We start from the raw sequence: 14,415 nt of genomic DNA on the forward strand, positions 1-14,415 counted from the left end.
CGTGGGTCGCGGGGTTGCTTCTGGGCGATCATGGTACGGCGCTGTCAACGTCTCGGCAGGCGGCGACGAACCGTGTCCAGCACGGGATCGACCAGCTCGCCGACCTCCCCGAGCCGGAAGAGCCTGGCGAGCAGCACCAGGGCCACCAGGTCCACGGTGCCCACGACGGCGCCGCGACCCAGGGAGACCAGCGGGTTGGGCTGCTGGCCCAGGGCGTCCAGGCCGAGGGAGACCAGCCAGGCCAGCGCCGTGGACAGGGCCACGACGGCCACCAGGCGGATCGCGAACCTCAGCATGCCCGCGCTGTCCAGGCCGCCCAGGGTGCGGCGCAGCACGGCATAGCTGACCACCGACCCCACCAGGTACGCCGTCGCGTAGGCGATCACCAGCGCCGGGGAGGTGCCGACCGCGGAGGCCTCGCGCACCAGGAGCACCGCCGCGACCACGTTGGTGCCCGCCACCGCGCACTGGATGAAGAAGACGGTGCGGGTCCGCTCCAGGGCGTAGAACCCCCGCAGCATCAGGTAGTGGACGGTGAACAGGACCAGACCGATGCCGAAGAGCCGCAACGAGGGGACGAAGCTGCCCACCGTCTCGGGGTCGTCGCTGAACCCGTAGACGACGTTGGCGATGTCCCAGGCGAGCACCGGCACCAGGGCTGCGAACGGGACCACCACCACCAGGCAGGTGCGCAGGGTCGAGGTCAGCGAGCGCGCCAGCAGGTCGGGCCGGCCGTCCGCGGCGTACGAGGAGAGCCGGGGCAGCGCCGCGGTGGCCAGGGAGACGGTGACGATGGCGTGCGGCAGCATGACGATCAGCATCGAGTAGGAGTAGACCGCGAACCCGGTGCCGCCCTCGCCGCTGACCGGGCCGCTGGAGGCCAGGTTCACCACGACCGTCCAGGCGACCTGGTTGACCACCACGAAGAGCACGGTCCAGCTGCCCAGGCGCAGGGTGTGGCCCAGCCCGGTGCCGCGGAAGTCGAAGCGCGGCCGGTACAGGAAGCCCGAGCGCCGCAGGAACGGCAGCAGGATGAGGAACTGCGCCACGATGCCGAGGGTGGAGCCGACGCCGAGCAGCACCTCCTGGCCCGGGGAGAGCGCCCCCTGGGCCGCGACCTCCCCGGCCCGTCCGTAGAGGACCAGGTAGGCGACCAGGACGGCGACGGCGATCACGTTGTTCGCGATCGGCGCCCACATCATCGGCCCGAACGTGCCCCGGGCGTTGAGCACCTGTCCGACCAGCACGAACATGCCGTAGAAGAAGACCTGGGGCAGGCAGTACCGCGCCAGCGCGATCGCGGAGTCCTTGTGCTCGGCCAGGCCGGCGGTGTCGTACTCGGCGGAGAGGTACAGCTCCATCACCCACGGCGCGGCCGCCACCAGCGCCACGGTCACCGCGCCCAGGAACAGTGCGGCCAGGGTGATGATGCGGTTGGTGTAGCCCTCCCCGCCGTCCTCGTCGTTCTTCAGGGCCCGGACCAGCTGGGGCACCAGGACGGCGTTGAAGATGCCGCCGGCGAGCAGGATGTAGATCGCGTTCGGGATGGTGTTGCCCAGGGCGAAGACGTCCGCACGGACCCCTGCGCCCAGGGCGGTGACCAGCAGGGCGGCCCGGATGAAGCCGGAGAGTCGGGAGAAGACGGTCCCGACCGCCATCACCACGCTGTTGGCGCGGATGGCTCGGGCGGCGTCCTCGGGAGCCACCTCGTCGGTCGGCGCGCCGGTGGGCTCGCTGGTGGGGGTACGCGGGTCGGCGTTCACTCGGCGTGCTCCGGCTGCAAGATGTCGTCGTGTGCGGGGTGGTGTACGTCGGTCTCCGGCGCTGGGTCGCGGCGCGACCTCAGCACCCGGCGCAGCAGCCGGATCCCGATCGCCCCGAACAGCAGCAGCGCACCGCCGGCCATCAGCACCCAGAGGATGCCGCTGACCTGGCTGGTGCGCACCGGGAAGGTGGTGGACGACCCGATCGGGACGCCGTCGGCGTCGGTGAGCCGGAGGGTGAGGGACTCGATGCCCTGGTCTGCGGCGCTGACGGAGTACCTCAGCTGCTGACGCGACGTGGGTGCCAGGGTGACCGGCGGCTGCTCGCTCACCTTCATCGTCCCGCTGGAGCGGGCCTCGATGCGGACCGTGACCGGGACCGGCAGGTCGTTGACCAGCGAGACCCCGACCTGTCCGTTGTTGCTGGACAGGATGACGTCGGGAGGGCCGTCGATCCGCACCGAGCCGAGCAGCCGCTTGAGGTGCTCCCGGCCCTGGGTGCTGCGGGACCGGTAGACCGCCGGGCGACGGCGCGCGAAGTAGGACACGTCGGCGTCCGCCACGTCCCGGGTCTGGGAGACCACGGTCGACTCGCGGGTCAGGACGCTCTCCAGCAGCTTGCTGGTCGCCACCATCCGGGCGGCGGCGCGGATGTTGGCGGTCGGCAGCTCGGCCCTGCGCTGCGCCTCGCCGTACACCAGGGCGTCGTCCGGGACAGACGGGTCAGGAGCCAGCGACCTGCCGGTTCCGCCGCGGCCCGGGGAGGAGGCCTTGCGCACCAGCTCGCCCAGGGAGCGCAGCCGCATCAGGCCGTCGTCGAAGGTGGAGTAGAGCTCGGCGGAGCCGGTGGCCGGGTCCCAGTTGGGGGGCGGCGCGATCACCAGCGGTGACCGGTCGTCGTTGATGAGACGCAGCGCTGCCTCGCTGACCACCCGCTGACGGACGGCGATGGGCCCGGAAGGGGACTCCGGACCGGGGCCGCCGTCGGCGACTCCGGAGGAGGTGGTGGCGAAGGTGCGACCCAGGATCTCCCCGGTGCTGGGCACCGCCCCCCCGATGACGGCGGGGTCCAGGGCCTTGTCGCTGAGCAGGACCAGCGTGTCCTCGCCGGCCGCGCTCACGGTGGCGGGGGACAGGAAGCCGTCGGGGGAGGCGAGCACGGGGGTGGAGACGACCCCCAGGGCGGACATCACCTCGGCGGAGCGGGCCACGGCCTGCTCGAGCATCTCCGGGTCGGTGCGTTGCAGCGCGGACGCGTCGACGTCGCCGTACGGCAGCGCGAGCACCGGGTGGTTGCCCATCTCCTCGGTGAAGATTCGCAGCCACTCGGCGGCCGCCGTCGCGGCAGCCCGCTCGGCCTCGGTGGGCTCCTGGCCGGGCTCAGTCTCGTCCGGGACCGTCGGCGCAGGCGTTTGCGCGCCGGCCCCCTCCTCAGCCGTCTGGGAGGGGGTGATGCTGGTGGGCGGGTTGCCCTGGGCCAGCCGGGCGGCGGCCAGCGGGATGGCCGGGTCCACCAGCCAGGTGACGGGCCGGGCGCCGGCCTCCTGCCCGGCCAGCAGGAGGTTGTGCAACCGCCCGCCCGGTGACAGCCGACGGGTCCAGGCGGCCGGGTTGGCGACGCGCCCCTGGGCGTCATGGTGCAGCGAGCTGCGCAGCGGCAGCACCAGGGCGGCTGGCAGCGGCCGGGTGCGGGAGGTCACCACCGGGAGGAAGGTGCGGGCCCGGCCGTCGGTGTAGTCGTCAGGGGGCTGCGTCTCGGTCTCGCCTCTGGCGTGCACGCCGACCCAGTAGACCCCGTCGCCGTAGTTGAGCTGGCCGGCCGGGATGGTGACCTCGAACTGCTCGGAGTCACCCGGCTCCAGGATCTCGACGTTGTCGTAGGAGCCCTCGGTGAGGATGCGCTCACCGACGATCTCGTCCACCGGCACGTCGGCGGCCGCCGACAGGGTGCCGCTGTCCTGGATGGGAGTCAGGGAGCGGAACGGCATCACGTTGATCGAGGTCCAGGTCTCGTCGCTGTCGTTGGTGATGATGCCCGACATCCGGACCTCCCGGTCGTCGGTCAGCACCGACGGCGTGAGGGACTCCAGCTCCAGTCGCAGCGCCTCGGACTCCGGCGGGACCGGCGTCGGCGCCGCGACCGCGAACGGGGCGGAGAGCAGGCTCACCAGCACACCGAGCGTCGCGAGCGCCGCAAGGGCAGGACTCAGCGAGGAACGGCGGGGCACGAGTCGACTCTAGTCGCCGCAGGTAGGAACCGCTGGGCCTAGACTGGCTCCCCGTGTCTGACGCTCCCGTTCTCCCGCCCCTCAGCATGGTCGAGGTCCAGCAGACCGTCGCCGCCGAGCTGGACCGGATCGGTGCGGTCATCGACGAGCTCGGATCCCGCTTCGCGGACGCGGGTCACCAGCTCCACCTGGTCGGTGGACCGGTGCGCGACGCCATGCTGGGCCGGCTGCAGAACGACCTGGACCTGACCACCGACGCCCGTCCCGAGCAGACCGAGAAGCTGCTCAAGGGCTGGGCCGACGCGATGTGGGACATGGGACGGGACTTCGGCACCATCGGCTGTCGCAAGGGCCCGTGGCAGATCGAGATCACCACCTACCGGGCCGAGCGCTACGACCCGGACTCGCGCAAGCCGTCGGTCGACTTCGGCGACTCCCTGGTCGGTGACCTGGGACGACGCGACTTCACCGTCAACGCGATGGCCGTGGCACTGCCGGGGCGCGACTTCGAGGACCCTTACGGCGGCGTCGTCGACCTGGCCAACCGGGTGCTGCGCACGCCCGGTACGCCGGAGGACTCCTTCTCCGACGACCCGCTGCGGATGATGCGGGCCGCCCGCTTCACCGCCCAGCTCGGGTTCACCGTGGCCCCCGAGGTGCTCGAGGCGATGCGCGCCATGGCGGGGCGGATCGAGATCATCTCCGCCGAGCGGGTCCGCGACGAGCTCGTCAAGCTGATCTGTGCGCCGTACCCGCGCCGGGGGCTGAGCCTGCTGGTGGAGACCGGGCTGGCCGAGCACGTGCTGCCCGAGCTGCCCGCGCTCGCCCTGGAGCGTGACGAGCACCACCGGCACAAGGACGTCTACGAGCACACGCTGACCGTGCTGGAGCAGGCGATCGAGATGGAGGACCGGCTCGGGGGAGAGCCCGACTTCGTCTCCCGGTTCGCCGCCCTCATGCACGACGTCGGCAAGCCGCGGACCCGCAAGTTCGTCGGCGACGGCACCGTCACCTTCCACCACCACGACGTGGTGGGCGCCAAGATCACCCGCAAGCGGATGAAGGCGCTGCGCTTCTCCAACGACCAGATCGAGGCCGTCACCAAGCTGGTCGAGCTGCACCTGCGCTTCCACGGCTACGGCTCTGGCGAGTGGACCGACTCCGCAGTACGCCGCTACGTCCGCGACGCCGACGACCAGCTGGAGCGCCTGCACGTGCTCACCCGCGCCGACTGCACCACCCGAAACGCCCGCAAGGCCGCGCGGCTGCGCCGTACCTACGACGACCTCGAGGCCAGGATCGCCAAGCTGTCGGAGGAGGAGGAGCTGGCCTCGATCCGGCCCGACCTCGACGGCACCCAGATCATGGAGATCCTGGGTATCGGCCCCAGCCGCGAGGTGGGCGAGGCCTACAAGTTCCTGCTGGAGCTGCGGATGGATGAGGGCCCGATGTCCGAGGAGGCGGCCGAGGCCGCGCTGCGGGAGTGGTGGGTCGCCCGCCAGGGCTGATGCGGGTCGCAGGGATCCCCGCCTAGCCGGGGTTCCCTGCGCTTAGGGGGGCATGCATGCCCCCCTAACCCGGGGAAAGGGTCACGAACCTCCGCCAGGACGGGCCCCGGGTACGCCGGCCGGGCGTCGCACCCCCGTGCTCGCGGATGACGTGCGCGAGCCGCTCCCGCCCGGGCCGCGGTACGTCGGGGCGGGGCGTCTGCGCGGACCGGAAGAAGCGCCGCTTGAGCGCCTCGGCCGCCAGCACGTAGCCGAGGGTGATCAGCAGCAGCGCCGCCACCACCTTGGCCGGCAGGGCGTCGAGACCCAGCAGCCGGGACAGCTCGGGCACGAAGGGCAGCGCCAGGGTGACGGCGGCCACCGCGACGGAGGTCCACAGCAGGCCCGCCCCGGGCCGGCTGCGGATCGCGGGTCGCCGGGTGCGCAGCACCATCAGCACGGCCAGCTCGGTCAGGGTGGACCCGACGAACCAGGCCGACCGGAACAGGGTCGAGTCGGCGTCGAAGACGTGCAGCAGCACCGCGAAGGTCAGCAGGTCGAACAGGCTGCTCAGCAGCCCGAAGACCACCATGAAGTCGCGGACGAAGCGGAGGTCCCAGTGCTGGGGACGCTGCAGCTGCTCGGCGTCGACGTTGTCGACCGCGATGGTGGTGCTGGGGATGTCGGAGAGGAAGTTGAGCAGGAGCAGCTGCCGCGGGAGCAGCGGCAGGAAGGGCAGGAAGGCCGAGGCGATCACCATGCTGGCCACGTTGCCGAAGTTGGCGCTGACCGTGGTGAAGACGTACTTCAGAGTGTTGGCGAACGTCTGCCGTCCCAGCCGTACGCCGTGGCCCAGCACGGCCAGGTCCTTGTCCAGCAGCACGATCGCGGCCGCGCTCTTGGCCACGTCGACCGCGGTGTCGACCGAGATGCCGACGTCGGCGAGGTGGAGGGCGGCGGCGTCGTTGATCCCGTCGCCCAGGTAGCCCACGGTCGCTCCGGAGTCGCGCAGCGCGGAGATAATCCGCTCCTTGCGCAGCGGGTCCACCTCGGCGAAGACCTCGACCTCCTGCACCCGGCGTACCAGCTGCTCGGGGTCCAGGGCATCGATGTCGCGCCCGGTCAGCACGGTGCCCACGTCCATCCCGACCTCGCCGGCGATGTGGGCCGCGGCGAGCCGGTTGTCGCCGGTGATCATCCGGACGCTGATCCCGGCCGCCCGCAGGTCGCCGAGCGCCTCACGCGCGCCCGCCTTGGCGGGGTCGGCGAAGGCGAGGAAGCCCAGGAACTCCAGGCCGTCCTCGTCGGCAGGCGTCACCTCCTCGACCTCGGGCAGGCTCCGCCGCGCGATGCCCAGCACCCGGTAGCCCTCCTGGCTCAGCCGGGCGAAGTGTGCGTCCAGCCCGGCGCGGTCGGTGGTGAGGCAGACCTCGACGACCGAGTCGTAGGCGCCCTTGCAGATCAGCTGTCGTCCGTCGGGCCCGTCGGCCAGCACGCTGAGCCGCTTGCGGCTGAAGTCGTAGGGCAGCTCCGCGACCGCGCGGTACGCCGGGTCCAGCGGGTGTGCGGCCAGGATGGCGGCGTCGATGGGGTTGGTGAAGCCGGTCTGCAGTCCCGCGTTCGCGGCTGCCAGCGCCTGCACCAGCGGACTCGGGGCGCCGGTGGGGTCCACCGCGGCGTGCAGCCTGACGGCGCCCTCGGTGAGGGTGCCGGTCTTGTCGGTGCACAGCACGTCCATGGCGCCGAAGTCCTGGATCGCGTCCAGGCGTCGCACGATCACCTGCTCACCGGCCATCCGGCGTGCTCCGCGCGACAGGCTGACCGCGACGATCGCTGGGAGCATCTGCGGGGTCAGTCCGACGGCGAGCGAGAGGGAGAAGAGCAACGACTCCGCGAAGGGGCGCTCCAGCAGCAGGTTCAGCGCCATGATCGCCACCGCCAGCACCCCGGTGACCCGGGCCAGCATCATGCCGAACTGCCGGATCCCCTGCTGGAACCCGGTCGCGGGCGCCTCCTGCTCGAGGCGTCGGGAGAGCTGGCCGAGCTCGGTGCGGGACCCGGTGGCGACCACGACGGCCAGGCCCCGCCCACTGACCACGTGCGAGCCGAGGAAGAGCGCGCTGTGCCGCTCGCCGAGCTGGGCGTCTGCGCCGGCGGGGTCGGGATGCTTGTGGACGGGGAAGGTCTCCCCGGTCAGGGCAGCCTGGTCCACCTGGAGCGCGTCCGCGCTGAGCACCCGGCAGTCGCCCGGCACCACGTCACCGGCCTTGAGGACGACCACGTCGCCCGGCACCACCTGCTCCAGCGCCACCTCGACCGTCGTACCGTCGCGGCGCAGGTCCGCGTGCACCTGGACCAGGTCCAGCAGTCGCTGCACCTCCAGTGACGCGCGGTGCTCCTGCCAGAAGCTGAGCAGCCCGCTGAGTCCCACGATCGCCAGGATGATGACGGCGTCGGTGACGTCGCGCAGCACCATCGACACCACGCTCGCGGCGATCAGGATGAGGATGATGGGCTCGGTGAACTGCTTGGCGAGCTCCCGCAGCCACGACGCCCGGTGCGCCGGTGCCAGCCGGTTCGGACCGAAGGAGTCCAGCCGACGTGCGGCCTCCTCGGCACCGAGGCCGGCCTCGGTGGTTCCGGTGCGGCGCAGCACCTCGGCGGCGGGCAGTGCCCAGTAGGCCGGGGGCGCCCCCGCCTGAGGCATGTCGACCGGGGGCACGTCTGCCTGGGTTCCGTCGGCGTCGATCATCCCGGCCTGCCCGTCGTCGTACCACCAGCGCAGCTGCCTCGTCCCAGCCAACGTACGCCGGACCTTGCGCTCGCGGTACCGCCGAGAGTCCGGTTCCGCGGCTGAGACCGGCGGCGAGAGCCTGCGTGCTCTACATTGCGCAGATGACTTCGCCGAGCGCAGACCTGGTCGAGCCCCTGATCGAGCAGACGATCGAGGTCGAGGCCCCGGTCTCCCGGGTGTGGGCGCTGGTCAGCGACCTGCCGCGACTGGCGGAGTGGAGTCCCCAGGTGGTGCGTACCCACCTGCGCGGTGGTGGGCCGGTCCGGCTCGGCACCAGGATGATCAACCTCAACCGCCGGGGCCTGCTGGTGTGGCCCACGCAGGCGAAGGTGGTGCGGCTGGAGCCTGAGCGGGCGGTGGCCTTCAAGATCCGCGAGAACCAGTCCACCTGGTCGTTCACCCTCGAGCCCACGGCCACCGGCACCCGCATCGTGCAGCGGCGGGAGGCGCCGGACGGCATCAGCGCCCTCTCCCTGCGCCTGACCGACCGGGTGCTGGGCGGCCAGGCGTCCTTCCAGGACGAGCTGCGCGAGGGGATGCGCCAGACGCTGACCCGGATCAAGGCCGAGGCCGAACGGGCCTGATGCCCGCTTCGCCGACCTCGGAACGCACGGCCTCCAACGCGGTCCGGGGGCCGACCCCGACCGCTTGGGCGCGGGCCAGGAAATCGCGGGCCAACTGGCGCAGCACCGAGTCCGGACCGGGTGTCACGTCCTCGGCGACCCGGGTCCCGGCCCCTCGTCGGGACACGACCAAGCCCGCCGACTCCAGCTCGGAGTAGGCCCGCCCCACGGTGCCGACGGCCAGCCCCAGGTCGCCGGCGAGCTGGCGCAGCGGAGGCAGCCGGTCCCCGGCGCGCAGGACCCCGGCGCCGATCAGGTCCTCCAGCTGCCGCCTGACCTGCTCGTACGGCGGTGTCGGGTCACCGGGGTCGACCCGCAGGGCGGGGTCAGGCATGCGAGGCCGACTGTTCGCGAACCGCCGGCCGCGGGGCCGTCGGAACGAGCAAGGAGACCAGTGACCAGGCGAGCGTGACGAGGGCCAACGCCGCCAGCCCGATGGCGAGCCAGCCGATGAGCGCCCAGCCGGGGCGCGGACAGTCGTGCTGGATCAGGGCGGTGCCGGCGAAGAAGGCGATCCCGATCATCGGCGCGGAGACCACCGCCCCCAAGGCGCCGATGATCGCCTGCAGCGAGGTACGCCGGTGCAGGTCGGCCTGTGCCGGGGTGCCGCCGAGGGGTCGCCTGGTGACCTGCCACGACGCGGCCACCGCGATGAGCACCGCCACCATCACGCCCACGGCGTAGGGAGCCACGTAAAAGGAGCCGGGAAAGGGACCGGTGGAGGAGTAGACGTCGGGGGAGCAGAGGACGCCGAGCGAGCGGCCGGCGCGACCCATGTCGTCGGTCGACGCGGTCAGCCAGGTGAAGGTGCACAGCGCGGCGGCGCCGGCCCCGAGGCCGCCGACCAGCCGGGTCAGCGCCGGGGGGAGGAAGTCCCGGACCCTGCGCGGGCGCAGGTCGGCGGTGCGAGGGCCCGAGTCGAACCGGGGCCGCACGACCAGTTCGCCGACCACCGCCGCGAGCAGCACCACGAGTCCGAAGATGACCGGCGCGTGGATCACGTCGACCCCCAGTCCCGGGGACGGCACGATCCCGACGTCGAGCACCTGCTGCAGTGCGAGCGCCGTACCCAGGGCGATGCCAGCCCACCGCGCCGCTGCCACCGCTCGTGCCTCCCGACCGCGTGCGGCGCCCGGCTGCCGGCTGGCCCGCAGGACCACCAGCACGACCAGGACCAGCAGGAGGAGCCCGCCGAAAAGGATCGCCGTCAGCAGCAAGATCTCCAGCGGCGAGGGGAGGAGCGGGTGGAGCTCACTGGCCTCTTGTGGCAATGACATGGCACAAAGGTGGCAGTCGGAGGGTATTTGTGTCAATCACATGGCACAAGTCTCCCAGGACACGCCAGATCTGGCGGGTGTTCTCCGAGAACGCGAAGAAGCCCGCCCCCCGGAGGGGACGGGCTTCTTGAGTCGAGCAGTGATCACTCGCCGCGGATGAACTTCTCCAGCTCGATGCGACCGAGGTCGTCCGGCATCTGCACCGGGGGCGACTTCATCAGGTAGGTCGAGGCCGAGATGATCGGGCCGCCGATGCCCCGGTCCAGGGCGATCTTGGCGGCACGGACGGCGTCGATGATGATGCCGGCCGAGTTCGGAGAGTCCCAGACCTCGAGCTTGTACTCCAGGTTGAGCGGGACGTCGCCGAACGCGCGACCCTCGAGGCGCACGTAGGCCCACTTGCGGTCGTCCAGCCAGGCCACGTAGTCCGACGGGCCGATGTGCACGTTGCGGTCGTCCGCGCCCTTGCCGGCGAGCGAGCCGGTGAGGTTGGAGGTCACGGCCTGGGTCTTGGAGACCTTCTTGGACTCCAGGCGCTCGCGCTCAAGCATGTTCTTGAAGTCCATGTTGCCGCCGACGTTGAGCTGGTAGGTGCGGTCCAGCGTCACGCCGCGGTCCTCGAACAGCTTCGCCATCACGCGGTGGGTGATGGTGGCACCGACCTGGCTCTTGATGTCGTCACCGACGATCGGGACACCGGCGTCCTCGAACTTCTTGGCCCACTCGGGGTCGGAGGCGATGAAGACGGGCAGCGCGTTGACGAAGGCGACGCCGGCGTCGATGGCGCACTGGGCGTAGAACTTGTCGGCGACCTCCGAGCCCACGGGCAGGTAGGAGACCAGGACGTCAACCTTGGCGTCCTTGAGCGCCTGGACCACGTCGACCGGCTCGGCGTCGGACTCGTCGATGGTCAGTGAGTAGTACTTGCCGAGACCGTCGTGCGTCGGGCCGCGCTGGACGGTGACGCCGGTGGGCGGCACGTCGGCGATCTTGATGGTGTTGTTCTCCGAGGCGACGATGGCCTCGGACAGGTCGAAGCCGACCTTCTTCGCGTCGACGTCGAACGCGGCGACGAACTCGACATCCTTGACGTGGTAGTCACCGAAGACCACGTGCATGAGACCCGGGACGGTGCCCTGCGGGTCAGCGTCCTTGTAGTACTCCACACCCTGAACCAGGGATGAGGCGCAGTTCCCGACGCCGACGATTCCAACTCGTACCGAACCCATGGGGCTCTCCTCTTCTGTGCTTGTGCTTCGCAGTGTTTGCAGCGTTACCGCTGGTCGGGATTGGCGGGCTGGCTGACTGGCCCGGCCTCTCGTTCTGCCTTGATCAGGTCCGAGAGCCAGCGGACCTCTCGCTCGACCGACTCGACACCGTGGCGCTGAAGCTCCGCGGCGTACCGGTCGACCTCCTTCTGGGTGCGGGTCAGGTCTGTCTGGACCCTCTCCAGTCGTTCCTGGAGCCGGGTGCGACGTCCCTCGAGGACACGCAGGCGGATCTCCATGTCGGTGGAGGAGAAGAAGGCGAAACGGATGTCGAAGGTGTCGTCCTCCCAGGCGGTGGGGCCGACCTCCGACATCAGGCGCTCGAACTCGACGTGACCGGCCTCGGTGACCCGGTAGACGATCCGAGGACGTCGGGTCACCGGCGCGGGGACGGTGTCGACCTCCTCGATCAGCGAAGAGCGCAGCATCTTCTTGAGCGCGGGGTAGAGCGAGCCGTAGGACAGCACCCGGCCCCACCCGAGCATCAGGTTCAGCCGCTTGCGCAGCTCGTAGCCGTGCATGGGTCCCTCGTGCAGCAGTCCGAGGACTGCGAGCTCGATGGTCTCACTACGGCGTGCCATGAGACCTATCGTAGCGATATATCCGCTGGACGGGAACAGCGGTGGTGTCCGGGCGACGCGGCGAGGAAACCGGGGGTGGTAGGAGCGGCCATTACCCTTACCGGCGTGAGTCAGTCCCGCAGAGCCCCCGGGCCGGCCGTGAAGAAGCGGCCCGCCAAGCAGAAGTTGACCACCAAGCAGAGGTTGCGCAAGGTCGCGCTCGTGCTGTCGTTGGTCGGACTCGCCGCCGTTCTGGTGGCGGTGGGCGCCTTCGTCTTCCTCTACCAGAGCATCGAGATCCCGGACGAGAACGAGGAGTTCAAGACCCAGACCTCGTTCGTCTACTACGCCGACGGCGAGAGCGAGGTCGGGCGGTACGCGAAGCAGAACCGCGTCAACGTCCCGCTGGACAAGATCCCGGACAACATCCAGGACGCGGTGGTCGCCGCCGAGAACAAGTCCTTCTGGACCGACAACGGCATCGACCCCAAGGGCATCGTGCGGGCGGCGTTCTCGAACGCCACCAGCGACAGCACCCAGGGTGCCTCGACCATCACCCAGCAGTACGTGAAGATCCTCTACCTGAGCAGCGAGCGCCGGCTCTCCCGCAAGATCAAGGAAGCGATCCTGTCGCTGAAGATCCAGCGTGAGCGGAGCAAGCGGGAGATCCTCGAGGGCTACCTCAACACCATCTACTTCGGCCGCGGCGCGTACGGCGTCCAGGCGGCCGCGCAGGCCTACTTCGGCAAGGACGTCGGGGACCTCAAGCTCCGCGAGGCCGCAGTGCTGGCCAGCGTGCTGAACAACCCCACCGCCTACGACCCGGCGAACGGCGCCGAGGCCGAGATCGGCCTGACCCGCCGCTACAACTACACGCTCGGCCGGATGGCCGACGACGGCATGATCAGCGAGACGAAGGCCGAGAAGGCGCAGAAGAAGCTGCCCAAGTTCCCCAAGATCCAGGGCGAGAGCACCTACGGCGGCCAGCGCGGCCACATGCTCAAGCTGGTCCGGGACGAGCTGCTGCGCCTGGGCTACAGCGAGGCGGAGATCGACGGCGGGGGCCTGCGGGTCACCACCACCTTCGACAAGAAGATGATGACCGACCTCCAGGAGTCGGTGATCGAGGAGCGGCCCGAGGGCTTCGGGGACAAGGAGCTGCACATCGGTGCGGCCACCGTCGAGCCGGGCACGGGGGCGCTCAAGGCGTTCTACGGCGGCCAGGACTACCTGGACTCCCAGATCAACTGGGCGGCGACCGGCGGCATGGCCGGCTCCACGATGAAGGCCTTCACCGTGGCCACCGCCCTGCAGGAGGGCTTCTCGCTGAACGACTCCTTCCAGGGCAACTCGCCGTACACCTACCCCGACGGCCTGGAGGTCTACAACGCCGGCGAGGGCGCGCACGACATGGGCTCCTCGGTCTCGATGACGACCGCGACCGCCAACTCCACCAACACCGCGTTCGTCGACATGAGCGACGCGATGGAGGACGGGCCGAAGAAGATCTACCAGAACGCCATCAAGGCCGGGCTGCCTCCGTCGGAGCCGCAGAAGAAGTACCCCGGCATCCCGTCGCGCTCGATCGACCTGACCCCCGAGGACACCCTCATCACCCTCGGCAAGGCCCGGGTGAGCCCCATCAACATGGCCAACGCCTACGGCACGCTCGCCAACGCCGGCGAGCGCGCGGACGTGCACGTGGTGGAGAAGGTGGTCGACGCGGACGGCGAGACGACGTTCTCCCGGCAGGCCCAGACCCGGCGGGTGCTCGAGGAGGACATCGCCGCGGACACCACCTACGCCCTGGAGCAGGTCGTCAACTCCGGTTCCGGCACGGCCGCGCTCGCCCTGGACCGCCCGGCGGCAGGCAAGACCGGGACCGCGACGGCGCCGAACCCGAAGGACCCCGAGGAGACTCACGTCTCCTCGGCCTGGTTCGTCGGTTTCACTCCCCAGCTCTCCACCGCGGTGATGTACGTCCGCGGGGACGGGGACGACGCACTCGACGACTGGCTGCCGTCGTACTACGGCGGGACCTATCCAGCGCAGACCTGGACCGCCATCATGGAGCGCGTGATGGACGGCATGGACGTTGAGGACTTCCCGGACCCCGCGTACGTCGACGGCGACGCGCCGTCCGACGGCCACGAGTACGTGCCGCCGCCCCCGCCGCCGCCGCGGCCCACGAAGGCTCCGCCCAAGCCCACGATCAGCCAGGAGCCCAGGCCCACCGAGGAGCCGACGCCGAGCCAGGTGCCGACCGAGGTGCCGACCTTGGTGCCCACGCCGACCCTGGTCCCGACGCCGACCGTGGTGATCCCCACGCCTCCGCCGCCGCCTCCGCCTCCGCCGCCGCCGCCGACCCCGACTCCGACCCTGCCGCAGGTGCCGACCCCCACGCCCGGGGGCTGA

General features: G+C 70.8%; 10 protein-coding genes. 3 read left to right on the forward strand and 7 right to left on the reverse strand.

What is annotated here, in order from left to right; all coding sequences use genetic code 11:
* Positions 1–44 precede the first annotated feature (44 nt).
* Both murJ and C5H89_RS00245 read right to left on the reverse strand, forming a co-directional pair.
* Positions 45–1,763 (reverse strand): murein biosynthesis integral membrane protein MurJ, encoded by a 1,719-nt coding sequence (gene murJ, locus C5H89_RS00240; RefSeq protein ID WP_240181614.1) that lies wholly within the window; start codon positions 1,761–1,763, stop codon positions 45–47.
* Positions 1,760–3,991, reverse strand: a complete 2,232-nt coding sequence (locus C5H89_RS00245; protein WP_162799119.1) for a DUF6049 family protein — start codon at positions 3,989–3,991, stop codon at positions 1,760–1,762. The genes murJ and C5H89_RS00245 overlap by 4 nt, the downstream gene beginning before the upstream one ends.
* An 86-nt stretch (positions 3,992–4,077) precedes the next feature.
* Between C5H89_RS00245 and C5H89_RS00250 the strand changes: the two genes are divergently transcribed.
* Positions 4,078–5,499 (forward strand): CCA tRNA nucleotidyltransferase, encoded by a 1,422-nt coding sequence (locus tag C5H89_RS00250; RefSeq protein WP_104105108.1) that lies wholly within the window; start codon positions 4,078–4,080, stop codon positions 5,497–5,499.
* Positions 5,500–5,563: 64 nt separating this feature from the next.
* Here the strand turns inward: C5H89_RS00250 and mgtA are convergent, their stop codons facing one another.
* Complete coding sequence (mgtA, locus tag C5H89_RS00255; protein ID WP_205304779.1) at positions 5,564–8,281, reverse strand: magnesium-translocating P-type ATPase; 2,718 nt, start codon at positions 8,279–8,281, stop codon at positions 5,564–5,566.
* A gap of 92 nt (positions 8,282–8,373) precedes the next feature.
* On the opposite strand from mgtA, the gene C5H89_RS00260 reads away from it, so the two are divergent.
* A complete protein-coding gene (locus C5H89_RS00260) occupies positions 8,374–8,856 on the forward strand; it encodes an SRPBCC family protein (RefSeq protein WP_104105109.1) in 483 nt (160 codons plus the stop codon).
* Here the strand turns inward: C5H89_RS00260 and C5H89_RS00265 are convergent.
* From C5H89_RS00265 to C5H89_RS00280, 4 genes are all read right to left on the reverse strand, one after another.
* The gene (locus C5H89_RS00265) at positions 8,831–9,229 is read right to left on the reverse strand and encodes a GntR family transcriptional regulator (protein WP_104105110.1); all 399 of its coding nucleotides are present in this window, start codon (positions 9,227–9,229) and stop codon (positions 8,831–8,833) included. The two genes, C5H89_RS00260 and C5H89_RS00265, sit on opposite strands and share 26 nt — an antisense overlap.
* Positions 9,222–10,172: a hypothetical protein gene (locus C5H89_RS00270; protein WP_162799120.1), complete on the reverse strand. Its 951-nt coding sequence runs from the start codon at positions 10,170–10,172 to the stop codon at positions 9,222–9,224. The genes C5H89_RS00265 and C5H89_RS00270 overlap by 8 nt, the downstream gene beginning before the upstream one ends.
* 143 nt (positions 10,173–10,315) lie before the next feature.
* Positions 10,316–11,401: an inositol-3-phosphate synthase gene (locus C5H89_RS00275; protein WP_104105112.1), complete on the reverse strand. Its 1,086-nt coding sequence runs from the start codon at positions 11,399–11,401 to the stop codon at positions 10,316–10,318.
* A 44-nt stretch (positions 11,402–11,445) separates the two neighbouring features.
* Complete coding sequence (locus tag C5H89_RS00280; RefSeq protein WP_101525924.1) at positions 11,446–12,021, reverse strand: PadR family transcriptional regulator; 576 nt, start codon at positions 12,019–12,021, stop codon at positions 11,446–11,448.
* 105 nt (positions 12,022–12,126) lie between these two features.
* On the opposite strand from C5H89_RS00280, the gene C5H89_RS00285 reads away from it, so the two are divergent.
* Positions 12,127–14,415 (forward strand): transglycosylase domain-containing protein, encoded by a 2,289-nt coding sequence (locus C5H89_RS00285; protein ID WP_240181615.1) that lies wholly within the window; start codon positions 12,127–12,129, stop codon positions 14,413–14,415.

It is taken from the genome of Nocardioides sp. 616, assembly GCF_002930065.1.
Taxonomy (GTDB): Bacteria; Actinomycetota; Actinomycetes; order Propionibacteriales; family Nocardioidaceae; genus Nocardioides; species Nocardioides houyundeii.